The following is a 25,505-nucleotide window of genomic DNA, read 5'->3' as shown; positions in this document are numbered from 1 at the left end:
ACATCCATGTGCGTCGCCCTTCGGGTTTTTCCCGCCGTCTCCGCCGCTGCGGCAGGGGCCCCGGGTAAGTCAAAGTCACATGCAACAGCGAAAGCAAAATCACGAGCAACGGCAACGGCAACGGCAACGGCAACGGCGAGGGCGAGGGCGAGGGCAAGGGCAAGGGCAAGGGCAAGGGCAAAACAACGGCAAAGCCAAAGCCAAAGCTCCGCTGTGGATGATGGCCGGTCATTGGGTAGGGCCCCTGAGTGGGGTATGGATCAGCCAACAATCCATCGCGCCACCATGACACCTGCTGATCGTCAGGCCCCTGCCGGGCCGCCTTCCATCCGGTACCGCAATGCTGTTTCCCGTGACGGGGTTACCCTTTAGGCGGCGGTGGCGCTTATGCTCGGCGTCTTCCGCCCCCAGCCTCCCACCTTTCTCAATGAGCGCTTCCTCCTCCAAATCGCCGCGCTGGTTCGTCGCGGCCGATCTCAATGGTTTCTTCGGGCTGGTGGTCGACAATCTGTCGATCCTGGGCTTCATCGCGATGGCGCTGGTCGGGATGTTCCAGTTCCCGGCCGAGGTGGTGTTCGGGCGGATGTTTCCCGGCACGGCGTTCGGGGTGCTGGTCGGCAACCTGCTGTACACGCTGATGGCGCGGCGGTTGGCGGTGCGCAGTGGTCGCGAGGATGTCACCGCGATGCCGCTGGGGCTGGATGCGCCCACCAGCATCGGTATGGCGCTGTTCGTGCTCGGGCCGGCGTTCGTCGCATTCAAGGCGCAGGGGCTGGATCCGCATGCGGCGGCGCTGGCGACCTGGAAGCTCGGCATGGCCTCGCTGATCGTGATGGGCCTGCTCAAGCTGGTGCTGTCGTTCTTTGGCGAGGCGGTGACGCGCGCGCTGCCGCGTGCGGCGCTGCTCGGTTCGATCGCCGGCATCGCGCTGGTGCTGATGGGGTTGCTGCCGTTGATCGAGACGCTGCGCTCGCCGATCGCCGGCTTCACCACGCTCGGCCTGCTGCTGTATGTGCTGATCGCCAAGGGCAAGTTGCCGGTGAAGTTGCCGGGCGTGCTGGTCGCGTTCGTGTTTGGCACGCTGCTGTACTACGGACTGGGTCTGGCCGGGCTGGGCGCGCCCGGCTTCGCGTTGCCGCAGTGGACGCCGCCGCAGGTGGTGTTGCCGTGGCCGACGCTGGGCTTCGTCGAGGGTTTGGCGTACACCGTGCCGTACCTGCCGCTGCTGCTGCCGTTCGGCCTGTTGATGGTGGTGGGCGGCATCAACGTCAGCGAGAGCGCGCGTGCGGCCGGCGACGATTACCGCACCCGCGACATCCTGCTGGTGGAGGCATTCGCCACGTTGGTTGCCGGGTTGTGCGGCGGTGTCGCGCAGACCACGCCGTACATCGGTCAGCCGGCTTACAAGCACATGGGCGCGCGCAGTGGCTACACGCTGTTGACCGGATTGTTTGTGGGTATCGGCGGCATGCTCGGGATCGTGTCCGGGCTGGTGCAATGGCTGCCGCTGGCGGTGCTGTCGCCGATCATCGTCTACGTGGCGATCGACATCACCACGCAGGCGTTCCAGGCCACGCCGAAGCAGCATGCCGGTGCGATGGTGCTGGGCTTCCTGCCGTCGGTGGCCTATCTGCTGGCGATCAAGGCGCCGGGCTGGATTCCGCCGGAACAGCTCGGGGCGTTGACCACGCACGTGGACGGTCATGGTCTGCCGGAGCTGGCGGTGATCTTCACCCTGGGTAACGGCTTCATCATCACCGCGATGCTGTGGACGGCCGCGGTGGTGGCGATGATCGACGGCCGCCTGCGACGTGCCGCCGGGATCCTGCTGGTCGCGGCCGGGCTGAGCTTGTTCGGTCTGATCCACTCGGTCGATCCGCACGGCGGCATCTATCTGCCATGGCATCTGCAAGGTCTGGCGCGCACGATCAGCGGGCAGTTCGTCGGCGCTTATGTCGCGCTGGCGGTGCTGTTGGGCCTGCTGTCGTTGCAGCGCCGTCCCGTTGATCCGTTGTCGCACTGAATCTGTCCTCCCCCGCTTAGAGGAATCACCGATGCCTGCGTTCCTGCGTATTCGTTGCGCGCTGTTGGCGCTGTGCCTGGCCGGTCTCGCACTGCCGGCCCTTGCTGCTCCGCCGAAACTCCCGCCGATGCAGACCGCCGAGGTCTACGGCCAGAGCATTCGCTATTACGACGTGGGCCACGGCCCGGTGCTGGTGTTGGTCCACGGTCTGGGCAGCAGCGCGAGCTTCGACTGGGGCCCGGTGATCCCCGAGCTGGCCAAGCACTACCGCGTGCTGGCGATGGACCAGCTCGGCTTCGGCAGTTCGGCCAAGCCGTTGATCAACTACGGCGTGCAGACCTGGGCCGACATGCTCGGCGGGTTCCTGAAGGAGCGCGGGGTGACCCGCTTCGATCTGGTCGGCGAGTCGCTGGGTGGCTGGATTTCCGGCTTCTACACCGTGCAGGCCAAGGCCGCCGGGTTGCCGGTACCGGAGCGGCTGATCCTGGTCGATGCGGCGGGGCATCGCGCATTGCTGCCGGCTCCGGGCGCGCGTGGCACCGCGATGATGCCGGTGCTGTCGCTGGCCTCGGTGCGCGAAGGATTGAGCCAGTTCGTGTTCCACGATCCGAATTTCGTTACTCCCGAGTTCGCCGAGCAGACCTTCCGCGCGCGCCTGGCGGAGGGCAGCCAGTACACCCAGGACAGTTTCTGGCGCAATGCCGGGGCGCTGGATACCTTGCTGGACGAGCGCGCCCGCGAGATCGCGGTGCCGACCCTTGTGGTGTGGGGCGCCGAGGACCGGCTGATCCCGATCGGGCAGGGCCGCGACTACGCCGACAAGATCCCCGGCGCGCGCCTGGCGGTGATTGCTGAAGCCGGCCACGCACCGGCGGTCGAGAAGCCGCGCGAGTTCCTCGACGTGGTGCTGCCGTTCCTGGCCGAAGGGCGATGACTCGCAGGCGGCTTTCCCATTCCAGTCCCCGTACATGGATGTACGGGCTGTTGCAGCCGGCCTCGCACAAAGGCCTCATGGCCGCTGATCCGGGCTTCATCAGTAAATGGCTGCGCACTCATTTTTAACTCACATCGCTACGGCATGATGCCGCCGTGGGGTGATGCGCCTGCTGTCACCAGGACATGGAATCGTGGTGAACTGGATACGTTCCAATAAGTTGATCGTGCTGCCTGCGGCCGCGCTGCTGCTGGTCGCGTTGTATGCGTTGCTGGGTTTCTGGGGGCTGCCGAAATTCGTTCGCGGCAAGGCGATCGATTACGTCGCGCAGACGCTGCATCGCGAGCTGTCGATCGGGCAGTTGCGCTTCAATCCCTTCACCTTCGAACTGGATGCGCGCGACGTCGCGATCCGTGAGCCCGGCGCGGCGGCGGGCACCGGGCCACTGGTCGCATTCGGCCACGCCCACGTGGATTTCCAGGTGTCCTCGCTATGGCGGCGCGCCTATGTGTTCCGCGGCGTGCTGCTGGAGAAGCCCTACGTGCGCGCGGTCGTGCGCGAGGACGGATCGCTGAACCTGGCCGACTTGGTACCACCGTCGGACAGCAAGGATTCGCCGACGCCGGCGCTGGAGATCGGCGAATTCGTCCTGCGTGACGGGCAGGCCGACTTCGCTGATCTCAGCCGCCGGTTGAAGCCGGAAAAGACCCTGGCGCCGATCAATTTCAGCCTGCGCGATTTCCGCACCACGGCCGAGAGCGGGGGCTTCCAGTTGACCGCCACGAGCCGGCAGGGCGAGCATTTTGACTGGAACGGCAAGTTGGACCTGCAGCCACTGTCGTCGGCCGGTAGCTTCAAGATCGCCGCATTGCAGGCACGCACCCTCTACGAATTCCTCAGCGACGCGCTGCCGATGGAACTGTCGGCCGGCACGCTCGATCTGGCCGGCACATATGCCTTCTCCGCCGGGGATGGGCGCGACACGCAACTGGATGTCGGCGTGCCGCAGATCCGGATTGCCGGGTTGGCGCTGCGTGCCAAGGGGCAGCCGCAGGACTGGGTTCGGCTTCCGGCGGCGGTGCTGGACAACACCCGCGTGTCGCTGGGCCGCCGCTCGGTCGCGATCGATGCCCTGCGCCTGCAAGGGCTGTCGGCCCAGGTATGGCGGGAGCGCGATGGCAGCGTCAATCTGGCGCGGCTGTTCGGCGGTCAGCAAACGGCACCGGCTTCGACGGCGCCTGCCGCGTCGGGCGTGGTTGTGCCGAGCCGCGAATGGACACTGGGTCTGGGCAAGCTCGCGCTGGAACAGGGCGAGGTCGAGTTCGAGGATCGCAGTGTTTCACCCGTCGCCAAGTTCCATGCCGCACCGGTTGCGTTGCAGATCGACGGTGCCAGCCTTGATCTCGCCAAACCACTGCCGCTGCGGTTGCTGGCCACGCTCAACGGGCGGACACAGGTCGCCATCGATGGCAGCGTGGTGCCGCGCACGGCGGCGATCGACTGGCAGGTCGACGCGTCCGGTCTGCCACTGAACGATCTGAAGCCGTATCTGCCGCAGTACCCGAACCTGATCCTGAAATCGGGCACCGTCGGTGCCAAGGGGCGGTTGCGGATACGGCCGGCGTCGGAGCCGGGGCCCGGGATCAGCTTTGACGGCGATGCGTCACTGTCGAAGCTGGATCTGGTCGATGTCGCCGACAGCAAGCGCGAATTCCTTTCCTGGGAGCAACTCGATGCCACCGGCATCGCGCTGGCGCTCGGCCCGGATGCGCTGGCGATCCGACAGATCCGGCTGCGTCAGCCGTACGCGCGGGTCAACATCGCCGAGGACGGCTCGGTCAATCTGGTCAGCGTGCTGTCTTCGCCGGCTGCGGCCGCGCCCGCCAGCAGGCAGGGCAACGCACCGGGCAAGGCCCAGAGCAAGGCTTCGTCCCCGTTCCCGGTCAAGGTCGGCAAAGTGCTGCTGGAGAATGGCGTGGTGGGCTTCACCGACCATTCGATCGAGCCGAATTTCCAGGCACGCATCGACGCGCTGAACGGCAGCATCGGCGGCTTGTCGACAGCGGTCGCGTCGGTGACCGACATCGATCTGAAGGGGCAGGTGATCAACAAGTATTCGCCGGTCACGATCAAGGGCGGCACCAACCTGTTCGATTACGCGCGGCATACCGACATCAACGTGACCTTCCGCAACATCGACCTGCCGGTCTTCAACCCGTATTCGGGCCGTTTCGCCGGTTATGCCATCGCCAAGGGCAAACTCACCACCGAGCTGCACTACCGGATCGAGAACCGCAAGCTGCAGGCCGAGCATCACGTGGTCCTGGATCAACTGGAATGGGGCGAGGCCACCGCCAGCAAGGACAAGGTCTCGCTGCCGGTGCGTCTGGCGACGTCGTTGTTGAAGGATCGCCACGGCGTGATCGACTTGAACCTGCCGGTCGGCGGCAGCCTGGACGATCCCACTTTCCGCATCGGCCCGATCGTCTGGCAGGTGATCAAGAACATTCTGAGCAAGGCGGTGACCGCGCCGTTCTCGTTCCTGGGCTCGTTGTTCAGGGGGGCGGAGGATGCGCAGTACGTCGATTTCGCACCGGGTTCGGCCGAGCTTTCCGATGCCGCGAAGACCCGGCTGGCGACGTTGGCGAAGGGCCTGGCCGAGCGTCCTGCGCTGAAGCTCGACATCCCGGCCGGCGTGGCGCAGAAAGTGGATGCAGACGCCCTGGCATTGGCGAAGATCCAGCACGTGCTGGCGGCGCAGGGGAAGGCCGGAGGTGCCGAACTGCAATTGGCCGCGCTGGAGCCGGATCAACGGGTCGAGCTGCTGAGCAGGCTGTACCGGCAGCAGACCGGCAAAAAGCCGGAGCCACCGGAGCCGGCGGAGACCGCCGACGAGGCCACGCACAAGGAGCGCCGCGCCGCACGCGCCGAGACCGAGGCCGAATGGCTTGAACAGCAACTCCTGGTGCGCTACCAGCCTGATGATGACGAGCTGACCCGGCTCGGACGCGCGCGCGCCGACGCGATCCAGGGCGCTTTGCTGGGCAGCGGTGAGCTGGCCCCGGAGCGGGTGTTCGTTTCCACCGACAAGATGCCGGTCGCGCATGAAGGCGTCGTGCGATTGGAGCTGGGGTTGCAGTAGCGGCGCATGCGTCGGGTTGCAGTGGATCGGCTTCGGGCGGCTTTGCGATTCCAGTCGCTTCCGTGAATGCGTGGACTCACCGAGGAACCTCGGCGGATCGAGCCGGTCAGACCTTGCAGGTCCATTGCAAGAGATGCTCGACATGCAGAACAAGAAGGCCGCGCTCTGGCCCTGGCTGATCGGGGTGGTGCTGGTCGCTGGCCTTGGCTGGTGGCTGTTCCGTCCCGGTACGACCACGCAGACCACCTCGCCGCCGCCGGCGTTTCCCTCGCGGACCCAACCGGTGCCGAACCAGCCGCCTTCCGCGAGCGGTACCGCTGCGCCGAGCGGCCCGCAGCATCCGATCGATAGCCCGGCGGCCGATGCGGCGATCCCGGCGTTGGCCGATAGCGATGCGGCAGCGTGGGAGGCCTTGTCCGGACTGACCGGTGACACCTCGGTGCTGGGCGTGGTGCTGCGCGAGCGCTTGATCCAACGCCTGGTCACGATGGTCGACAACCTGCCCCAGCACAGCGTCACACGCCAATCATTGGCGCTGCAGCCGCTGCCGGGCCAGTTGCAATTGCAGCCGGGCGAGACGGGTACCACCCTGGCACCGGCCAATGCCATGCGTTACGCGCCCTACGTGAAAGCCTTCGTCGCGGTCGATCCGCAGGCGCTGGCGCGTGTCTACCGGCGCTTCTATCCGCTGTTCCAGCAGGCCTACGCCGAACTGGGCTATCCCAATGGCTACTTCAACGACCGCCTGGTGCAGGTGATCGATCATCTGCTGCAGGCACCGGAACCGGCGCAGCCGCTGGTCGTCGAGCCGGATGATCGTGGCACCTACCGCTTTGTCGATCCTGCGCTGGAATCACTGTCGATCGGACAGAAGGCACTGGTGCGGCTGGGACCGGAGCAGGAGGCGGCGGTGAAGCGCCAACTGCGTGCGATCCGCGAAGCGTTGACGCGTTCCTGAGCCGGTGGGAGACGCGGGCGGCGTTTCATCGCGCGCCGCCCGATCGGTCTCGATCAAGCTGGATCCGTTTCGACCAATCCGTCTTCGGCCAGCAACCACGCCAGCTTGCGCTCGCGCGGCAGTTGCTTGAGCTGCCATTCGGCGCGCGAGGCGGCTGCACGATCGGGATAGCAGCGGCTGCCGAGCAACTGCACTGGCGGGTTCGCGCGGGTGTAGCGCGCGCCCTTGCCGCTCAGATGCGCCTGGTAACGTGCCTCCAGATCATTGCTGATGCCGGCGTAATAGCTGCCGTTGCGGCACAACAGCAGGTACAGGTGCCAGGGCTTGTCCGGTCGCATTGGCCCATTATCGGCGCGAGGCGGGTTGCATGGCAGCATGTGCAGGAATATGATGATAATCATTATCATTTGTCGGTACTGCCACCATGTCTGCGCTCGGCATGGGCGTCGTTCAGGGCGACGTCAGACTGCAGGTACAAGTCCTCTATCGTGATCATCACGGCTGGCTGAGAGGCTGGCTGCGACGGCGATTGGGCAATGAAACGCTCGCGCTCGATCTGGCCCAGGACGCCTTCCTGCGCCTGCTCAGCGGACGCTGCCCGGTCGAGGCGATCCGCACCCCGCGTGCCTACCTGACCACGGTTGCGCATGGGCTGGTGGTCAACCACTGGCGCCGTCAGGCGATCGAGCAGGCTTATCTGGATGCGTTGGCTGCGAGCGGTGAGGCGCTGACGCCATCGCCCGAGGATTCGCGGCTGGCACTGGAAGCACTGGAGGAGATCGCCACGCTGCTGGATGGCTTGCCGGCGACGGTGCGCAAGGCGTTCCTGCTGTCGCAGCTGGAAGGCTGGACTTACCCGTGCATCGCCGAGCACCTGGGCATCACCGTCAACATGGTGCAAAAGGCGATGGTGCGCGCGCTGCGCAGCTGCTATCGCGTCGTCTATGACTGAGCCGAGGCCCGCGTCCGCGTCTCTGCCCGCCGCTGTCGTGGACAGTGCGATCGACTGGTATGCGCTGCTGGCATCAGGTTCGGATGACGAGGCCGAGCGCGCGGCGTTCTCGCGCTGGCACGCCGCGGACGCTCGACATGCCGAGGCCTGGCGGCGCGTGCAGTCGCTGGGCGACAAGGTGACGCGCAGTGCCGGCTTCGTCGCGCCGCCGCTGGCACATCGTGTGCTGGATGCCGCGATCGAGGCGCCCGGTCGGCGACGACTGCTGAAGACACTGGTCTGGACCGGCACCGGCGCCGCCGGATTATGGCTGTTGCGTGATCCGCTGACGTTGCCGCAACGCTGGGATGGGATGGTCGCTGATGCCAGCACCGCGGTTGGCGAGCGTCGCGATCTGCGTTTGCCGGATGGCAGTCGACTGCGCTTGAACACCGCCAGCGCGGTCGACATCCGTTTCGACGCGCAGCGGCGCCTGTTGCTTCTGCGTCGTGGCGAGATCGAGATCGCCACCGCTGCCGATGCGGCGAAAAGACCCTTCAGGGTCGAAACCGCCGACGGCCGGCTGGTGCCGGTCGGTACCCGGTTCGGTGTGCGACGCGACGTCGCACGGGGAACATTGCTGACTGTGAGCGAAGGCATGGTGGAGGCCTGGCCGGTGGCGGGAGGTGGACCGCTGCGGGTCGCCGCCGGCAAGCAACTGCGATTCGATCGTCGTGGTGCCGGCGCGATCATGCCGCTCGACGAAGGTGCCGTCGCCTGGACGCTTGGCCTGATCAGTGCACAGCGCATGCGGCTGGGCGACTTCGTGGCCGAACTGGATCGCTACCACCCCGGCTGGCTGCGCTGTGATCCGGAAGTGGCCGATCTGCGCCTGACCGCCGTGCACCCGCTCGACGGACCGGCATCGGTGGAGGCGATCCTGGCCTCCCTGCAAAAGGCGCTGCCGGTGCGGGTGAGTCGGCTGACGCGCTACTGGATAACGGTCGGCCCGCGCGCGAGCTGATCCGTTTCGATGGCCTACGGCGGTGCTGCGTTCTTGTGGGAGGGACTTCAGTCCCGACGGGCATTACCGGTAAAGCGTCGGGACTGAAGTCCCTCCCACAAACAAGCCCATTCGGAGGGCTGCCCACAAAGGCCGGCCGCACTCGGCTCCGGGACGATCACGGGAGCTTGTCCACATCGAATGCGAACAGCAAAAAAGTTTCATCGCAGGTGGCAGGTTTTCGCATCTCGATTGGCATACCTCATGAAGACCCTGTTCTGGCATCGCCGGAATGGGGTCCCCCATCCAGTCTTGAGGGCCCTATCGTCATGGCGGCTGTCCGCTCCTCCTCCCCGCGCTTTGGTTTCTCGCGTGCCCGTCTCAAGCCATTGGCGCATGCGCTGCTGCTCGCTCAGTTCGCCGCCCCGGTAATGCTGATCGGTTTGCCCGCTGATGTGCTGCATGCGCAGCAGGCCAGTGTCGCCTTCGATATTCCGGCCGGTCCGTTGGATCAGGCGCTGGTGAGCTTTGGCCGCCAGTCCGGTGTCGGCATCAGTGCCGATGCCGCGCTGACCGACGGCTTGCGCAGCGCTGGCTTGCGCGGTCGCTACGCGCCCAGCGAAGCGCTGCCGATCCTGTTGTCGGGCACCGGCTTGGTGGCGCGCATCGATGGCGGCACGGCGGTGCTGCAGCGTGTCGCCAGAACCGGCGCGCGCACCACCGACCCGCTGCGCGTTCGTGGCGAGGGCGAGACTGCGGCTGGTGGCGAGGCACGCGACATCAGGGGCTACGACAACGTCTACGACCTCGATATCTCCACCACCTACATCGGCAAGGAAGCGATCGATCGCTACAAGGGCACCAACCCGGCCGACATATTCAAAGGGATGACCGGCGTCTACAGCGGCGAGGCGCGCAACAGCGGTGCCATCGACATCAATATCCGCGGCATCCAGGGGCCGGGACGCATCCCGGTCACCATCGACGGTACCGAGCAGGCGCTCACGGTCTATCGCGGCTACAACGGCGCGAGCAATCGCAACTACATCGATCCGTTCCTGATCGGCGGAGTGCAGGTCGTCAAAGGGCCGTCGCTGACCCGCAACGTCAAGTCCGGTATCGGCGGCTCGGTGACGATCACCACGCTGACCGTGGCCGACGTGCTCAAGGACGGCGAGACCTTCGGTGGCGACATCCGTGTCGAGGGCAGCAGCAATTCGACCAATCCACGCCTGCCGACCCTGCATACCGGCGAGGACTACACCACGGTGGAGGGCTTCCCGCAGAGCAATCCGAGCAGCCCTTATGCTGACCAGACGCTGCGCGTGGTCAATCGGACCGGTGGCGGCGGTTACAACGTGTTTGCCGGCGGCGACTACGCCTATCGCGTGGCGCTGGGCTGGAAGCCGCGCGACGATTTCGACCTGCTGGCCGCCTACGCCTATCGCGAGCGCGGCAACTACTACTCGGGCAAGCACAACGCCGGCTACTACGCCGGTGCGCCGAGCACCTACATCGAGGACTACATCAGCACGCTGGCGACCTACTTCAAGCCCGGTAGCGAGGTACCCAACACCTCCAGCCAGAGTGAATCGTGGCTGTTCAAGGCGGCCTGGCGTCCGAGCGACGATCAGGCAGTGCAGCTGGGCTATCGCAGCAGCCTGCTGCATTACGGCGAGATCATGCCCTCGCGCATCGCCAACTCGGATGACCGCTCCGCCATCCAGTGGCCGTTGAGCCGGGTCGATTCGCAGGCCTGGAATCTGGAATACAAGTGGCGTCCCGAAGACAGCCGCTGGATCGACCTGTACGCCAATGTCTGGCGCACCAACACGGTCAGCGACACCTACACCGGCGGCGGCTTCCCCAACTTCGCCACCTACAGCGACCCGATCCTCCGCAACGAGGCGCTGACCAACGCCACCAACAGCCGCAACGGCATCACCCTGAGCAACAAGTTCCGGTTGATGGACAGCCTGGACCTGACCGTTGGCGGCAATTTCCAGCACGAGAAGCTGCGTTCGGACGATCAGTACGACAGTTCCTACAGCAGTTGGAAATCCTATCCACGCGCGGGTCGGCGCCAGGAGTGGGAAGGCAACTTCAACTTCGAATGGCGGCCGGCCGACTTCCTGACCCTGACTGGCGGCGCGCGCTACGTGTCCTATTGGTCCTTTGACGATTTCCTGGCGGCGCATGAGGGGCAGATCGCTACGGCTTACACCACCGGGCGCAAGGTCACCTATACCAGTACCGAGAAGTACACCGACGAGCAGATGGCGGCGCGTGGGGGCATGCTAATGCAGATATACGACACGCTCCTCGCGGCTGGAATCTGGACCCGGGCACTGTACGACGCGCAGGTATCGGCTCTGTATGAGAGTTTGGGTACCACCTATCAGGCAACCAACACAGCCCCCGCGTGGCTGCCCGACAGCAACGGCAACTACGATCTTTCCACGTTGGCTTGTGTCAATGGCTCGTTGGACGGCGTGGCTAATTACAACGCTGGCAGCTGTGGCGTGCAGAACATCACCCAGATCGTCCATCCCGTGGTCACCAAGCGCAAGGGCCATGGCTGGGCGCCGGCATTCTCGGCGACGGTGAACTTCAACGACTACAGCCGCGCCTATCTGCGTTACACCGAGACCAAGCGCTATCCCAGCCTGTTCGAAAGCACCATCGCCTTCTCCGCCGGCTTCAGCCAGTACCCGCTCAAGCCCGAGCACGGACGCAATATCGAGCTGGCCTATGTGCACGATCTTGGTCAGTTCCTGAGTGGAGATTCGCAGGCTGACGTCAAGCTGGCCTATTACGCCAACAAGACCCGCGACGTGATCGAGCGCGACAACGACTTCAGGTTCGACAACATCGACAAGCAGACCATTCGCGGAATCGAGCTGACGGGTCGCTATGACAATGGCCGCTTCTTCACCGATCTCGGATTGAACTACCAGTTGAAGAACGAGGTGTGCGACAAAAGCACGGCGGCCCTGATCAACGTCACCAACGGTCTTACGAACTACAACAACGGCATCGTGGTGCCGGACTGCGTCAAGTACGGATTTGCCGGCGGCTACCTGTTGACCATGGCCACGCCGGACTTCTCCGCCAACTGGTCGTTGGGAGGTCGCTTTCTGCAGGAACGCTTGGAGATCGGTGGGCGCTTCATCTACTGGAATCAGTACAAGAATTCGGATCTCGATTTCTATCGGGAGCACGCCTACAGCTACGGCGGAAATACAAGCGGATGGCTTTACGGCTTCAACGTGCCGTATTCCTGGGGTAAGACCGTGCTGGTCGATGCCTACGCCAAGTACCGGATCAGGGATGACCTCACGTCCGAGCTGACGGTCACCAACCTGACTGACCAGTACTACGTCGATGTCTCGACCCGTTCGGCGATGGCTGCGCCCGGACGCACGCTCAAGTTGAGCATCAACTACCAGTTCTGAGTGAGAGCGTTTTACCTGCGAATTGGCGCATCAGACGCGCCTGCGGAACGCACCGCTCGAAAGACTATGCCGTTGCGGTGATAGCCGTTCGGCACAGGGTCAAGGAGGAATGGGGCCGGGCAAGGACGCCCAATTTTCAATAGATCCATCACACTTAAATTTTGGAGCTACAAACATGCGTATCAACAAGTTGTCCATGCTCGCGTTGTCGATCCTGGGTCTGAGCGTTGCCGGTCTGGCTCAGGCTGAGTATGTCGGTGCGTCCAGCAACACGAGCAACGTTGTGGTTGGCACATCCAACGTTGCTCGCGGCACGGTACATACGGTGGGCAAGGCCGGTATCGCCGTGCAGGCGACCGGCCTCGGCGGCTTGGTGGACTTCGGCGGCCTCGCCACGTACGTCACCGCTGACAGCAACGGCGTGCGTACGCTGAACTACGCCACCTCGTCGACGACCAATCACAGCAATCTGGGGCTCTTCAACTTTGCCAAGGTCGGTTCGTCCGACATCTGGTTCGGCGAATGGTCGCAGACCACCTCGGCCAGCGCTGGGGATCACACCGTCTACTACGTCGGCGACAACACCGGCACCACCATTCCGACCAGCGGCACGGCGACCTACACCGTAGCGGGCATCAGCGACTACAGCAGCAACGGCATCCTGAAGGGCAACTTCAATGCGAACTTCAGCGCGGGCACGTTGTCGGGCAATCTCGCGAGTAACTCGGGGGGCTACAACCTGAGCATCGCTACCACCATCAATGCCAGCAATGCCTCGTTCTCGGGTAGCGCGGTTGCTACCTCTGCCGGAACGGTCTCGGTGGGCTCGGCCACCGGCAACTTCTACGGTGCCAACGCCGCGTCGCTGGCCGGTATCGCCACCTTCGCCAACAACCAGTACAACGCTGCTTACGGCGGCACCAAGAACTGACGGAACCGATGTACTGATCGGTCATCCGCTGTTACTTTGCTGATGCTTCAGGCAGGACAAGCCAAGGCCAAGCCAGTCCTGCTTCACCTCTTCATGGCCCACTGATGCTTTCCACTTTTTCCGCGCGGCATTCGTCCCGCGTCATCGCTCTTGTGCTGGCGTTCTGCGCCTTGATGGTCTGTACCTGCGTCCAGGCCCAGGAGCAGGACGACCTGCGCCGCATCCTCGATCAGCGCAGCCAACAGCAGTCGGTCGCACGCGAGCGCGAGCTGCTCAAGGATGAATTGGATGCCGAACGTCCCACCATCAGCGTGGACGGCAGGACCTACACGGTCGAGCACAACGTCAACGATCTTGGGCGTGCGTTGTACCTTTCGCTGCAGCACCGGCAATGGACCGCAGTGCAGCGTTTTCTCGATGAATATCTGACCTTGCCGGATCGCGATCCGTTGCTGGTCCATTATGCGCAGGGCGCGCTGGCGCGAACCCGGGGTCGCTATTCGGTGGCCGAGCGCGAGTACCGTGCGCTGTTGGCGTTGCAACCGGATTTCCTGCCCGGTCGTCTGGAGCTGGCGCGCGTGCTGTTCGAGGATCAACAGGATCGCGAGGCCGAACAGGTGTTCGATGCGATCGCCGCATCGCTCGATGCGGGTGATCCCAGGACCGCCGGGGTGCGCGAGACCGTGACCACATTCCAGACTGCGCTGGCCCATCGTCGCGACTGGAGTGGTTCGTTCGCGCTCGGGCCGACCTGGAACGACAACCTCAACCGCAGCTCGGCCGGCAGCACCTGCCTGCTCTATCTGAGCGGCAACTGCTTCTTCACCCGCACCACACCGGATGCGATCGCCTCCAGCGGCTACGACTACGACGCCAACCTCAACAAGCGATGGGCGTTGCGTGGCCACCACGGTCTGTATCTGCGCTCGTTGCTGTTCGGGCAGGGCTACCGCGACAACAGCGGTTACAACGAACTGACCTCGATCACGCAGGCCGGTTACAGCTATCGCAGCGGCCGTCACAGCGTGTCGCTGGCGCCGTCGTTCGAGTACTACGCCTGGGGCAACGAGGCGCTGTACGGCGCCTGGGGCGCGCATGCCGAATGGAGCTGGACGCTCTCGCCGACGTCGCTGCTGAAGCTGGAGGGCGACTGGAAGCAGATGCGCTATCGCATCGGCAACTATGCCGACAACTATGACGGCGTGGCGCGCTCGGTCTATGCCACTTACTTCCACAGCCTGGGCTCGCGCTGGACGGTGTTCGGCGGTCTGGACGTGGTGGACAGCGCCGCCGCACAGGCGGTCTACGGCTATCTGCAGAAGGGCGTGCGGTTGGGTGGCTCGCTGCAATGGCCTGCGGGTTTCTCCAGCACCTTGTTCGCCTCGTACCGGCATCGCGACTACAGCGGTTACAGCGCATTGCTGGGTGCGCGGCGTGAGGATGACGAGCAGGGCTACAACGTCATCTTCAAGGCGACGCGATGGAGTGTCGCCGGTTTCACGCCATTGCTGACGCTGCGCCGCAACCGGGTGCGCAGCAATGTCGATTGGCTCTACAGCTACGACAAGAACGTGGTCAGCCTGAAGCTGGAGCGGCTGCTGTGAGTCGTGGATGCCTTTCCGCCGACGTCGCGCCGCACAGCGCCGTCATCCTCGCTTTTCCCTTTCGAGCACGTGCCATCGCCATGAACGAGACTCTCATCGAATCCTCCCGCAGCCAACGCCTGAAGGCCGCCACCCGTGAGGCGCATGATCGTCTCGATAAACGCATCATGGCCGCGCAGCCGTTCGCCAGCCGCGAGAACTACGGGCGCTTCCTGCAGGTGCAGTACCACTTCCATTGGGACATGGAAGGTTACTTCCATAGTCCGGTGTTGGGCAGTCTGATTCCGGATCTACCGGAGCGCAGCCGCCGCCAGCAGATTCACGCCGATCTGGCCGATCTGGGGCTGTCGCCGCCCGATGTGGTGGCGAGCGATGGTCAGTATGGCAAGCAGGTCACCGGGCTGGGCTGGCTGTACGTGGCCGAAGGCTCCAACCTGGGCGCGGCGATCCTGCTCAAGCTGGCGGCGAAGCTGGAGCTGGGCGAAGAGTTCGGCGCGCGTCATCTGGCGGGTCATCCGGATGGGCGCGCGCGTCATTGGCGCGAGTTCACCGGCGTGCTCGATCGGGTCACGCTTTCGCCCGAGCAGGAACTGGCGGTGATCGAGGCCGCGCGTGATGCATTCGATCGCGTGCGTGGCCACGTCGAACGCTACATGCCGGTTCGGGGCGCGTGAGGGCATTTCCTGCCAATGGCATCGGCGAGGGCGCGCCGCGCAGGACGCTGCGCGCGCGACTGACCCGGCACCTGTGGTTCGGCCTGGGCGTGTTGAATGTGGCGCTGGGCATCATCGGCGCGTTGCTGCCGGTGATGCCGACCACGATCTTCCTGATCCTGGCGGTGGCCTGCTTCAGCCGCTCTTCGCCCGCGTTGGAAGCGAAGCTGCTGGCGCATCCGCGCTACGGTCGTTCGCTGCGGGTGTGGCGCGAGCAGGGCGCGATCTCGGTGCGTGGCAAGCGCTTCGCCACCGCCGGCATCGGCATCGGGATCGTGCTGTTCTGGTGGGGCGCGCATCCGTCATTGCTGCTTGGCCTGCCGGTGAGTGCGGCGATGGCCGCCTGCGCCGGTTGGTTGCTGGCACGGCCGCTGCCGCGCGACGAACAGCCGGGTCCGGTATCGGCCTGGATGCAGCGTCATCCGCGCGAACTGGCGTTGCTGTCCAGCGTCGCGGTGCATCTGGTGTTGTTCTGGATTGCGTTGGGTGGTTGGTCGCTGTCGGTTCCGCCGGTGCCGGCCACCGAGCAGACGCGTGTGCAACTGACCTTGCTCTCGCCGGCGGCTCCGCCGATGCCAGTGGCGCCGCAGGAAGCGCCGCAGCCAACGCTGGACGGCACGCAGCAGGCATCGCGCCCACCGCGCGCCGAGTCGGAGCCGGTAGTCGATTTCCCGGTTGCGCAGCCATTGCCGGCTGAGCCGCCTGTGGCGCGGGTGGTGGCCGATTTCGAGCGCGACGCGCTGTTGGTTGCGGAATCCGCCGCGGATGCCTCGCTGCTTTCGCAGGCGGCGGCACCGCTGTCGCCATCATTGCCGCCGGCCCCGCAGTTGGCAGGCACGAACGATCCGAACTGGGAGGGTGAAGTGCTGGCGCGGTTGGAGAAGTTCCGACGCTATCCACGTCCGGCACGGGTGCGACGTCAGCAGGGTGTGGTGTACGTGAGCGCGCTGCTGGATCGACAGGGGCAGGTGCTGTCGGCGCGGATCGGACGCAGCAGCGGTCATCCGGTGCTGGATCAGGAGGCGCTGGAGACCTTCCAGCGTGCGCAGCCGTTGCCGGCGCCACCGGCGACGGTACCGGTTCCGGTGGAGCTGGAGGTGCCGGTGCAGTTCTTTCTGCGTTGATTCTGCTTTTCGTAGGAGCGGCTTCAGCCGCGATGAGGCGTTCCCATTTTAAGTCCCCGCACATGGGTGTGCGGGCTTTTGCAGAGGGACCTGCATGAAAGCCCCATCGCGGCTAAAGCCGCTCCTACAAAAAAGCGGAGTTTCAGCGCGACTCCTGACTCAGCCGGCTCATCAGGATCGCGGCGCGCTTGGCCTGGCGCGGGATGCTAGCCAGATCGGCGCTTTCGCCCGGGGCGTGGCTGCCGTCGCCGGCGATGCCCAGGCCGACCAGGCCATCGGTGTCGGCGGCGACGAAGGCGATGTCACCGGCGCCGCGCTTGAGCGGGTCCAGCTCGGCCATCGGCGGCAGTCCGAGGTCGCGGTTGATCGCGTTGAGCTTGCCGAGCAGGGCGCGATTGCCCTCGGTCGGCGGCATCGCCGGATAGCCCTGTTCGATGGTCAGCGTGGCGCCGGTACGTGGCAGGTGGCGGGCGACGATGGCCTGCATCCTGGCCTGCACGCGTTCGGTCTGGTCCTGGCTGAGGGTGCGGAAATCGCCCTTGGCGATGGCGATCGACGGGATGATGTTGCCCTTGCCGGTGGCGGCGATGCGCACGCCGGCCGCATCCAGTTCGGCACTCTGGCCGCCGCCGATCAGGCCGACATTGAAGGTCAGGTTCGGCTCGGGCAGTTCGGTGCGGAACGCGGCGATGATCCGGGTCAGTTCGTAGATCGCGCCATCGCCCATGCCTTCGGAAAAGATCGTGGAGCTGTGCCCGGAGTGGCCGGTCGTGGTCAGGGTCCAGGTGTTGGAGGAGCGGCGCGCGATCGAGCCCATGTCCTTGCCGTTTTCCCGGGCGAGGTTTTCGAAGTCCAGTGCCACGTCGGCGCGTTTGCCGGCAGCCACCAGATCGGCGCGGGCGATCTCGATCGGGTCGCCGGCGTCTTCCTCGTCGCCGGTCAGCACGACCTCGATGTTGGCGCCGTCCAGCGTGCCGGCCGCGTGCATGGCACGCAGCGCGGCCAGCATCACCACCACGCCCCCCTTGTCGTCGCCGACGCCGGGGCCGACCGCGCGGTCGCCCTCGCGGTCGCCCTCGCGGACGAAACCGCGGAACGGCGAATCCGGCTCGAACACGGTGTCCAGATGCCCGATCAGCAGCATGCGGGTGCTGCCGGGGCGGCCGTGGCGGGTGGCGATCAGGTGACCGGCGCGTTTGGCCTGTGCCATCGGCTTCCATTCCACGCTGAAGCCCAGCGCCTCGAATTCAGGCCGCAGCATCCGCGACACCGCTTCCACGCCCTGCAGGTTCATCGTGCCGCTGTTCTGTTCGACCAGCTTCTGCAGCAGCGCGATCGAGCGCGGTTGGTCGGCCTCGACGGCTTGGGCGATGCGTTGTTCGGGCGGGGCCAGGGCGGCGTGGGCGAAAGCCGGCAGCAGCGCGGCCAGCAGCAGGGGCAGGGTCCGGGTGGAGGGCATTGTGGTCCTTGGGGGAGGAGAGGGATGCAACATACGACGAACGCCGAGCGTTTGTGGGAGGGACCTCAGTCCCGACGGTTTCGTGCAGATCCTTCTGCAAAAGCCTGCACATCCATGTGCACGGACTCAACTGGGCAGGCCCGTCGGGACTGAAGTTCCTCCCACAGGTTCGCGAACTCTTGAAACCTCCGTGTCAAGCCGCATCTGCTTGATATCGTCGGGTTTCCCGGCCATTCATTGCTTCGAGGATTCCCCATGCGGATGGACAAGCTCACCTCGCGTTTCCAGCAGGCGCTGGCCGACGCGCAGTCGCTGGCCGTGGGCCGCGACCACAACATCATCGAGCCGGTGCACGTGCTGAGCGCGTTGCTCGATCAACAAGGCGGCAGCACACGGCCATTGCTGGCCCAGGCCGGGGTCAACGTGCCGGTGCTGCGCGAGCGCCTGGGCGAGGCGCTGGACAAGCTGCCGAAGGTTTCCGGCCAGGCCGGCAACCTGTCGATCGGCAACGATCTCAATCGCCTGCTCAACCAGACCGACAAGCTCGCCCAGCAGCATGGCGATGCGTTCATCGCCAGCGAGTGGTTCGTGCTGGCGGCGGTCGAGGACAACGGCGCGCTGGGTGTCGCGCTGCGTGCGGCCGGTGCCGACAAGAACAAGGTCGCGGCCGCGATCGAAAAGGTGCGCGGCGGCGAGACCGTGCAGAGCGAGAACGCCGAGGAGCAGCGTCAGGCGCTGGAGAAGTACACCATCGACCTGACCGCGCGCGCCGAGTCCGGCAAGCTCGATCCGGTGATCGGCCGCGATGAGGAGATCCGCCGCACGATCCAGGTGCTGCAACGGCGCACCAAGAACAATCCTGTGTTGATCGGCGCGCCGGGCGTGGGCAAGACCGCGATCGTGGAAGGTCTGGCGCAGCGCATCCTCAACGGCGAAGTGCCGGAAGGGCTGCGCGGCAAGCGCGTGTTGTCGCTGGACATGGGCGCGCTGATCGCCGGGGCCAAGTTCCGTGGCGAGTTCGAGGAGCGCCTGAAGGGCGTGCTCAGCGACCTGGCCAAGAACGAGGGCCAGATCATCCTGTTCATCGACGAACTGCACACCATGGTCGGCGCCGGCAAGGCCGATGGCGCGATGGACGCCGGCAACATGCTCAAGCCGGCGCTGGCGCGCGGCGAGCTGCACTGCATCGGCGCGACCACGCTAGACGAATACCGCAAGTACATCGAGAAGGACGCCGCGCTGGAGCGGCGCTTCCAGAAGGTGCTGGTCGGCGAGCCGACGGTGGAGGACACCATCGCGATCCTGCGCGGCTTGAAGGAGCGCTACGCCGTGCATCACGGCGTGGAGATCACCGATCCGGCGATCGTTGCCGCCGCGACGCTCTCGAATCGCTACATCACCGACCGCCAGCTGCCGGACAAGGCCATCGACCTGATGGACGAAGCCGCCTCGCGCATCCGCATGGAGATCGACTCCAAGCCGGAGGAACTGGATCGCCTGGAGCGTCGCCTGATCCAGCTCAAGATCCAGCGTGAGATGCTCAAGAAGGAGAAGGACGAGGCGAGCCGCCAGCGTCTGGCCGATCTCGAGAGCGACATCGACAAGCTGGGACGCGAGTTCTCCGACCTCAACGAAGTGTGGAAGTCGGAGAAGGCGGCGTTGCAGGGCGCCACCAAGATCAAGGAGCAGATCGAGCACGCCAAGCTCGAACTGGAGGCCGCTCAGCGTCGTCAGGACTTCGCCAAGATGAGCGAGATCCAGTACGGCGTGCTGCCGGGTCTGGAGAAGCAGCTGGCGGTCGCCAACGAGGCCGAGCATCACGATTTCAAGCTGGTGCAGGACCGCGTCACCGCCGAGGAAATCGCCGAGGTGGTCAGCCGCTGGACTGGCATCCCGGTCAACAAGATGCTCGAAGGCGAGCGCGACAAGCTGCTGCGGATGGAGGACGAACTGCATCGGCGCGTGGTCGGCCAGGAGGAGGCGATCAAGGTCGTGTCCGACGCGGTGCGGCGTTCGCGTGCGGGCCTGTCCGATCCGAATCGCCCGAGCGGCTCGTTCCTGTTCCTCGGCCCGACCGGCGTCGGCAAGACCGAGTTGTGCAAGGCGCTGGCCGAGTTCCTGTTCGACAGTTCCGATGCGATGATCCGCATCGACATGAGCGAGTTCATGGAGAAGCACTCGGTTGCGCGGCTGATCGGCGCGCCTCCGGGCTATGTCGGCTACGAAGAAGGTGGTTACCTGACCGAGGCGGTGCGGCGGCGTCCGTACTCGCTGATCCTGCTCGACGAAGTGGAGAAGGCGCATAGCGACGTCTTCAACATCCTGTTGCAGGTGCTCGACGACGGCCGCCTGACCGACGGCCAGGGCCGCACCGTGGATTTCCGCAACACCGTCATCGTGATGACCTCCAACCTGGGCTCGCACCAGATCCAGGAGCTGAGCGGCGACGATTCACCGGAGGCCTACACGCAGATGAAGGCGGCGGTGATGGGCGTGGTGCAGGCGCATTTCCGTCCGGAGTTCATCAACCGCCTCGACGACATCGTGGTGTTCCATCCGCTCGACAAGCAGCAGATCACCCAGATCGCCAAGATCCAGATGCACGGGCTGGAGAAGCGGCTGGGCGAGCGCGGGCTGAAGATCGAGGTGTCCGACAAGGCGTTCGATCTGCTCGGTAACGTCGGGTTCGATCCGGTCTACGGCGCGCGTCCGCTCAAGCGGGCGATCCAGGCGCAACTGGAGAATCCGCTGGCACAGCGGATCCTGCGCGGCGATTTCCTGAGTGGCGATACGGTCAAGGTGGATGCCGCGGGCGGGCATCTGGTGTTCGACAAGGGCTGAGTGATCGGCAGTACGCTCAGATGGGTGCGGCCGAGGGTTCCGGACGATGACGCAGGTTCTGCGTCATCGCTTTTTTGTGAGTCCCTCACAAGAGCACGGCACATCACTTGTGCCGGTGTCGTTTCTTGTCGCCGGCTCAGCCTGACTGGAAGGGCGGCAGCCGCCGCTTGATCGGTTGCGATTTGACGATCGAGGTGCTGGTTTCGGCCATCTCGGCGACGCGATCCAGGATGAAATCCAGGTGCTCGATGGAGCGCAGGTAGAGGCGGCCGATGAAGCAGTCATCGCCGGTCACCTTGTCGCATTCGGCGAATTCGGGGATGGACTCGATCAGCGCCTGCACCGCCTTGAGTTTTCCGGGCATCGGCCGGATGCGGACGATGGCTTGCATGGCATAGCCCAGCGCACGCGGCTCGGCCTGCACGGTGAAGCCGAGGATGACGCCGCGATCTTCCAGACGACGCAGCCGGTCCGCCGCGCCCGGCGCGGACAGCCCGACCTGTTCGGCCAGGGCTTTGATCGGCATGCGGCCGTCGTGTTGCAGCAGGGCCAGGATGCGGCGGTCGGTTTCGTCCAGTGACATAAGAAATATCCTCCTGAGTGCCTTTTAGAGAAAGTTATTTCCGTGGAATTGCCTTTCTTTGAAAAGGAAAGATCGCGCTGCGGCCGGTAAATTGCAAGCTCGATTCAGGAGGGTCTGCAATGACGGAGCGTACTCGGGGAATGCTGGAAATGATCGCGGCGATGGCGATCTCCGGCAGCATCGGCTGGCTGGTCGTGGTGTCGGGGCAACCGGTCGCCAGCGTCGTGTTCTGGCGTTGCCTGTTCGGCGCGCTCACGCTGGCGGCGGTGTGTCTGGCGCGGGGTTATTTCCGGACCGGCCTGATCACGCGGCGGCAGGCCGGTCTGGCGGTGCTGGGCGGCATCGCGCTGGTCGCCAACTGGCTGCTGCTGTTCGCCGCCTATTCCGGTGCATCGATTTCGATCGCGACGGCGGTCTACAACACCCAGCCGTTCATGCTGGTCGGACTCGGCGCGCTGTTTCTGGGCGAGCGGCTGACGCTGAGCAAGCTGGCGTGGCTGGCGCTGGCGTTCGCCGGCATGTTGCTGATCGTGCGGTCGCGGCCGGGGCATGGCGCCGATGGCGCGCATTACCTGTCGGGCATTCTGCTCGCGCTCGGTGCGGCCTTCTGTTACGCGCTGGCGGCCCTGTTCGCGAAGCGGCTCAAGGGTGTTCCCCCACACTTGATCGCGCTGATCCAGGTGGTTGTCGGTGCGGTCATCTTGTGGCCGTTTGCGGCGCTACCGGCCGCCGCCGCCGGGGCCACGGCGTGGCCGGCGCTGGTGACGATGGGCGTGGTGCACACCGGGTTGATGTACATCCTGCTGTATGGCGCGATCCAGAAATTGCCCACGCATCTGACCGGCGCGCTGTCCTTCATCTATCCGATCGTGGCGATCGGCGTGGATCGGCTGGCGTTCGGCCACAGCCTGCAGCTGTCGCAGATTGCCGGCGCCACATTGGTGCTGCTGGCAGCTGCGGGCATGACGCTGGGATGGCCATGGCGCAGGACTGCGCCTGACATCAGCCCACGTGAGGGAGCGGCAGTACCGGTGGGCGAGGTTCAGAACCGGCGGTGATGACGACATAGCCGCGCGTCAGCTGTATTGCGATGACGCGCGGCTATCGTCAGCACTCCTTGTCCGAACGAGCCGTGCCATGACCGAACCGCAGTGGAAACCTGAAACCCTCGCCGTGCACGGCGGCTATTCGCCCGATCCGACCACCCGCGCGGTCGCCGTGCCGATCTACCAGACCGTCGCCTTCGCCTTCGATGACACCCAGCACGGCGCCGATCTGTTCGACCTGAAGGTGCAGGGGAACATCTACAGCCGGATCATGAATCCGACCAACGATGTGCTGGAAAAACGCGTAGCGGCGCTGGAAGGGGGCATCGGCGCACTGGCGCTGGCCTCGGGGCAGGCGGCGGTGACCTATGCGATCCAGACCATCGCCGAGGCCGGCGACAACATCGTGTCCTCCAGCGCGTTGTATGGCGGCACCTACAACCTGTTCGCGCACACGTTTCCGCAGTTCGGCATCACCACGCGCTTTGCCGACTACCGCGAGCCGGATGCATTCGCCGGCTTGATCGACGAGCGCACCAAGGCGGTGTTCGTGGAGTCGATCGGCAACCCGCGCGGTAATGTGACCGACATCGAGAAGGTGGCGCAGGTCGCGCATGCGCACGGCGTGCCGCTGATCGTCGACAACACCGTCGCCACGCCGCATCTGCTGCGCCCGTTCGATTTCGGTGCCGACATCGTGGTGCATTCGGCGACCAAGTATCTGGGCGGCCATGGCACCACCTTGGGCGGCGTGATCGTCGATTCCGGGCGCTTCCCGTGGGCCGAGCACAAGGCGCGTTTCCCGCGGCTCAATGAGCCCGACGTCAGCTATCACGGCGTGGTCTACACCGAGGCGCTGGGCGAGGCCGCCTACATCGGCCGTGCGCGGGTGGTGCCGCTGCGCAATACCGGCGCGGCGCTGTCGCCGTTCAACGCGTTCCTGCTGCTGCAGGGCATCGAGACGCTGCCATTGCGGCTGGAGCGCATCAACGCCAACGCGCTGGCGGTGGCGAACTTCCTGCAGCAGCACGCGCGCGTGGCCTGGGTCAATTACGCCGCGCTGCCGGGACATCCCGAGCATGCGTTGGCGCAGAAGTACCTGCGTGGACAGGGATCGGGCGTGCTGACCTTCGGCCTGCCGGGCGGGCGCGAGGCGGGCGCGCGTTTTCTCGATGCGCTCAAGCTGTTCACCCGATTGGTGAACATCGGCGATGCCAAGTCGCTGGCGACGCATCCGGCCTCGACCACCCATCGCCAGCTGTCGCCGGCCGAGCTGGAAAAGACCGGGGTCAGCGAGGACACGGTACGGCTGTCGATCGGCATCGAGCACGTGGACGACCTGCTGGCCGATCTGGAACAGGCGCTGACCCAGGCCTGAGGCCGAGCCCCGGCTCGCGGCGCAGTGAAAGCCGGGCGAAAGCCTGGCTTGCCAGCCTTGGCGGAGTGCCTGCCGTCCCGTTTTCCTCCGCATGCAGGCCGAGGAGTCGTTTGCGATGTCGTTCATTCCGCATGCCTGGGCCACGCTGGTCCAGTGGCTGGCCGATCAGGTGGTGGCGCCGACGCTGGCCGCGCTGCATCTGACCGGCCTGAGCGACGATCCGCACGACATCGCCGCATCGTTGCTGATCGCGACGCTGCAGCTATCGATCATCGGTTTGATTTTCCGGCCGCTGGAAAGCCTGTGGCCGGCCGAGCGCTGGGAGCACCGGCGGCTGGCCCGCATCGATTTCCACTACACCTGGACGATGCTGGTCGGGGTGTTTCCGCTGTTCTCGTTCCTGATCCTGACCCCGCTGGCGAACCTGCTCGGCGGGAGCCAGGGTGGCGTGGATTCCAGCATCGGGCTGCGTTACGCGTGGCCGTGGCTGGACCGGCATCCGCTGCTGCTGTTCACGCTCTACTACGTGGCCTACGACTTCACCTATTACTGGATGCACCGCGTGCAGCACTGGATGCCGTGGTGGTGGGCGATGCACAGCATGCATCACAGCCAGCGCCAGCTGAGTTGCTGGGCCAATGACCGCAGCAATTATCTGGACGGGATGCTGCAGTCGTTCGTGCTGGCCGGCGTGGGCGTGGCGTTCGGCATCAACGCCGACGAGTTCGCCTGGCTGATGCTGCTGGGCGAGCTGGTGCAGAACTTCTCGCACGCCAACGTGCGGTTCGGCTTCGGGCCGGTGCTGGAGAAGGTGTTCGTCGATCCGAAGTTCCACCGTCTGCATCACATGGTGGTCGATCCGGAGCGGCCGGATCTGCACAACTGCAATTTCGGGCAGGTGTTGTCGGTCTGGGATGTGCTGTTCGGCACCGCGTTGTATGGCGAGCCGGTGCGGCCTACCGGCGTGGCGGACCCGATGGTGGATCGCGATAACGAGTTGGGGTTTGTGGCGTTGCAGTTGGAGGGGTTGAGGCGGTTCTGGGGGGCGGTGCGTTGTGGTATCGGTTGGAAGCCGGGGGAGGTGTCGTTTGGGGAGGACTATCGGCCGATTCCTGTGCGGCATGAGGTGGGGGCGGGTTCGTCTTTGCGTTCGTCTTCGGATGTGGTTGCGGTTGAGGGGGATGGGGCTTAGCTTGCGGAGCGAGTGTTTTTCTCGTGATCTCTCTATCGTCGTCCCCGCGTAGGCGGGGATCCATGGACGTTGCTTGTTGGGTTTGACGTTGCAGTGACAGCAACGGAAAAGGCAAAGGCTTTCGCTCCTTCGGAGCGAGTCACTTGTTCTTTGCTTGTGCAAAGAAAAGTAACCAAAAGAAAGCACAC

Annotated in this window: 19 protein-coding genes; 15 read left to right on the top strand and 4 right to left on the bottom strand. The window is 65.1% G+C overall.

Annotated elements, in window-relative coordinates:
* A partial coding sequence (locus AC3WJE_RS19280) for a hypothetical protein (protein WP_493732452.1) occupies nt 1-232 on the bottom strand: 232 nt, incomplete at its 3' end.
* A gap of 195 nt (nt 233-427) precedes the next feature.
* Between AC3WJE_RS19280 and AC3WJE_RS19275 the strand changes: the two genes are divergently transcribed.
* The 4 genes from AC3WJE_RS19275 (at nt 428) to AC3WJE_RS19260 (ending at nt 7,057) form a co-directional block, all read left to right on the top strand.
* Nucleotides 428-2,023: a SulP family inorganic anion transporter gene (locus AC3WJE_RS19275; RefSeq protein ID WP_493732451.1), complete on the top strand. Its 1,596-nt coding sequence runs from the start codon at nt 428-430 to the stop codon at nt 2,021-2,023.
* Between the two features lie 31 nt (nt 2,024-2,054).
* Complete coding sequence (locus AC3WJE_RS19270; RefSeq protein WP_493732450.1) at nt 2,055-2,957, top strand: alpha/beta fold hydrolase; 903 nt, start codon at nt 2,055-2,057, stop codon at nt 2,955-2,957.
* 196 nt (nt 2,958-3,153) lie between these two features.
* Nucleotides 3,154-6,099 carry a DUF748 domain-containing protein gene (locus AC3WJE_RS19265; protein ID WP_493732449.1) on the top strand — a complete coding sequence of 982 codons (2,946 nt, stop codon included), beginning with the start codon at nt 3,154-3,156 and terminating at the stop codon, nt 6,097-6,099.
* 142 nt (nt 6,100-6,241) lie between these two features.
* Complete coding sequence (locus AC3WJE_RS19260) at nt 6,242-7,057, top strand: DUF3014 domain-containing protein (RefSeq protein WP_493732448.1); 816 nt, start codon at nt 6,242-6,244, stop codon at nt 7,055-7,057.
* A gap of 53 nt (nt 7,058-7,110) precedes the next feature.
* On the opposite strand, the gene AC3WJE_RS19255 is transcribed toward AC3WJE_RS19260, so the two are convergent.
* On the bottom strand, nt 7,111-7,395 hold the full coding sequence (locus AC3WJE_RS19255; protein ID WP_493732447.1) for a GIY-YIG nuclease family protein: 285 nt from the start codon (nt 7,393-7,395) through the stop codon (nt 7,111-7,113).
* Nucleotides 7,396-7,481: 86 nt separating this feature from the next.
* Here AC3WJE_RS19255 and AC3WJE_RS19250 point away from each other — a divergent pair, with 86 nt between their 5' ends.
* From AC3WJE_RS19250 to AC3WJE_RS19220, 7 genes are all read left to right on the top strand, one after another.
* On the top strand, nt 7,482-8,009 hold the full coding sequence (locus AC3WJE_RS19250) for a sigma-70 family RNA polymerase sigma factor (protein WP_493732446.1): 528 nt from the start codon (nt 7,482-7,484) through the stop codon (nt 8,007-8,009).
* Between the two features lie 37 nt (nt 8,010-8,046).
* The gene (locus AC3WJE_RS19245) at nt 8,047-9,012 is read left to right on the top strand and encodes a FecR domain-containing protein (protein WP_493732445.1); all 966 of its coding nucleotides are present in this window, start codon (nt 8,047-8,049) and stop codon (nt 9,010-9,012) included.
* Between the two features lie 308 nt (nt 9,013-9,320).
* Nucleotides 9,321-12,446, top strand: coding sequence for a TonB-dependent receptor (locus tag AC3WJE_RS19240; protein WP_493732444.1), 3,126 nt, complete (start codon nt 9,321-9,323; stop codon nt 12,444-12,446).
* 175 nt (nt 12,447-12,621) lie between these two features.
* The gene (locus AC3WJE_RS19235) at nt 12,622-13,377 is read left to right on the top strand and encodes a Slam-dependent surface lipoprotein (protein WP_493732443.1); all 756 of its coding nucleotides are present in this window, start codon (nt 12,622-12,624) and stop codon (nt 13,375-13,377) included.
* Between the two features lie 104 nt (nt 13,378-13,481).
* A complete protein-coding gene (locus tag AC3WJE_RS19230; RefSeq protein ID WP_493732442.1) occupies nt 13,482-14,981 on the top strand; it encodes a surface lipoprotein assembly modifier in 1,500 nt (499 codons plus the stop codon).
* An 80-nt stretch (nt 14,982-15,061) separates the two neighbouring features.
* Nucleotides 15,062-15,655: a biliverdin-producing heme oxygenase gene (locus AC3WJE_RS19225; RefSeq protein ID WP_493732441.1), complete on the top strand. Its 594-nt coding sequence runs from the start codon at nt 15,062-15,064 to the stop codon at nt 15,653-15,655.
* Nucleotides 15,652-16,818, top strand: coding sequence for a TonB family protein (locus AC3WJE_RS19220; protein WP_493732440.1), 1,167 nt, complete (start codon nt 15,652-15,654; stop codon nt 16,816-16,818). The genes AC3WJE_RS19225 and AC3WJE_RS19220 overlap by 4 nt, the downstream gene beginning before the upstream one ends.
* Before the next feature lie 142 nt (nt 16,819-16,960).
* Here the strand turns inward: AC3WJE_RS19220 and AC3WJE_RS19215 are convergent, their stop codons facing one another.
* The gene (locus tag AC3WJE_RS19215) at nt 16,961-18,277 is read right to left on the bottom strand and encodes a M20/M25/M40 family metallo-hydrolase (RefSeq protein ID WP_493732439.1); all 1,317 of its coding nucleotides are present in this window, start codon (nt 18,275-18,277) and stop codon (nt 16,961-16,963) included.
* Nucleotides 18,278-18,532: 255 nt separating this feature from the next.
* On the opposite strand from AC3WJE_RS19215, the gene clpB reads away from it, so the two are divergent.
* Complete coding sequence (gene clpB, locus AC3WJE_RS19210; RefSeq protein ID WP_493732438.1) at nt 18,533-21,118, top strand: ATP-dependent chaperone ClpB; 2,586 nt, start codon at nt 18,533-18,535, stop codon at nt 21,116-21,118.
* Between the two features lie 136 nt (nt 21,119-21,254).
* On the opposite strand, the gene AC3WJE_RS19205 is transcribed toward clpB, so the two are convergent.
* On the bottom strand, nt 21,255-21,701 hold the full coding sequence (locus AC3WJE_RS19205; protein ID WP_493732437.1) for an Lrp/AsnC family transcriptional regulator: 447 nt from the start codon (nt 21,699-21,701) through the stop codon (nt 21,255-21,257).
* Nucleotides 21,702-21,820: 119 nt separating this feature from the next.
* Here AC3WJE_RS19205 and AC3WJE_RS19200 point away from each other — a divergent pair, with 119 nt between their 5' ends.
* From AC3WJE_RS19200 to AC3WJE_RS19190, 3 genes are all read left to right on the top strand, one after another.
* Nucleotides 21,821-22,759, top strand: a complete 939-nt coding sequence (locus AC3WJE_RS19200; protein ID WP_493732436.1) for a DMT family transporter — start codon at nt 21,821-21,823, stop codon at nt 22,757-22,759.
* A gap of 79 nt (nt 22,760-22,838) precedes the next feature.
* Nucleotides 22,839-24,125, top strand: coding sequence for an O-acetylhomoserine aminocarboxypropyltransferase/cysteine synthase family protein (locus AC3WJE_RS19195; protein WP_493732435.1), 1,287 nt, complete (start codon nt 22,839-22,841; stop codon nt 24,123-24,125).
* 115 nt (nt 24,126-24,240) lie between these two features.
* Nucleotides 24,241-25,317, top strand: a complete 1,077-nt coding sequence (locus AC3WJE_RS19190; protein ID WP_493732434.1) for a sterol desaturase family protein — start codon at nt 24,241-24,243, stop codon at nt 25,315-25,317.
* The last annotated feature ends 188 nt before the right edge of the window (nt 25,318-25,505 follow it).

This window comes from Pseudomonas sp. GW821-FHT07E12 (genome assembly GCF_058986605.1).
This window is presented reverse-complemented; position numbering and strand designations above follow the sequence as displayed.

Excerpts from the sequence above, each read along its gene's own strand:
- AC3WJE_RS19275 (WP_493732451.1), top strand. The coding sequence starts at position 428 with ATGAGCGCTTCCTCCTCCAAATCGCCGCGCTGGTTCGTCGCGGCCGAT.
- AC3WJE_RS19270 (WP_493732450.1), top strand. The coding sequence starts at position 2,055 with ATGCCTGCGTTCCTGCGTATTCGTTGCGCGCTGTTGGCGCTGTGCCTG.
- AC3WJE_RS19260 (WP_493732448.1), top strand. The coding sequence starts at position 6,242 with ATGCAGAACAAGAAGGCCGCGCTCTGGCCCTGGCTGATCGGGGTGGTG.
- AC3WJE_RS19255 (WP_493732447.1), bottom strand. The coding sequence starts at position 7,395 with ATGCGACCGGACAAGCCCTGGCACCTGTACCTGCTGTTGTGCCGCAAC.
- AC3WJE_RS19250 (WP_493732446.1), top strand. The coding sequence starts at position 7,482 with ATGTCTGCGCTCGGCATGGGCGTCGTTCAGGGCGACGTCAGACTGCAG.
- AC3WJE_RS19240 (WP_493732444.1), top strand. The coding sequence starts at position 9,321 with ATGGCGGCTGTCCGCTCCTCCTCCCCGCGCTTTGGTTTCTCGCGTGCC.
- AC3WJE_RS19235 (WP_493732443.1), top strand. The coding sequence starts at position 12,622 with ATGCGTATCAACAAGTTGTCCATGCTCGCGTTGTCGATCCTGGGTCTG.
- AC3WJE_RS19230 (WP_493732442.1), top strand. The coding sequence starts at position 13,482 with ATGCTTTCCACTTTTTCCGCGCGGCATTCGTCCCGCGTCATCGCTCTT.
- AC3WJE_RS19225 (WP_493732441.1), top strand. The coding sequence starts at position 15,062 with ATGAACGAGACTCTCATCGAATCCTCCCGCAGCCAACGCCTGAAGGCC.
- AC3WJE_RS19215 (WP_493732439.1), bottom strand. The coding sequence starts at position 18,277 with ATGCCCTCCACCCGGACCCTGCCCCTGCTGCTGGCCGCGCTGCTGCCG.
- clpB (WP_493732438.1), top strand. The coding sequence starts at position 18,533 with ATGCGGATGGACAAGCTCACCTCGCGTTTCCAGCAGGCGCTGGCCGAC.
- AC3WJE_RS19205 (WP_493732437.1), bottom strand. The coding sequence starts at position 21,701 with ATGTCACTGGACGAAACCGACCGCCGCATCCTGGCCCTGCTGCAACAC.
- AC3WJE_RS19200 (WP_493732436.1), top strand. The coding sequence starts at position 21,821 with ATGACGGAGCGTACTCGGGGAATGCTGGAAATGATCGCGGCGATGGCG.
- AC3WJE_RS19195 (WP_493732435.1), top strand. The coding sequence starts at position 22,839 with ATGACCGAACCGCAGTGGAAACCTGAAACCCTCGCCGTGCACGGCGGC.
- AC3WJE_RS19190 (WP_493732434.1), top strand. The coding sequence starts at position 24,241 with ATGTCGTTCATTCCGCATGCCTGGGCCACGCTGGTCCAGTGGCTGGCC.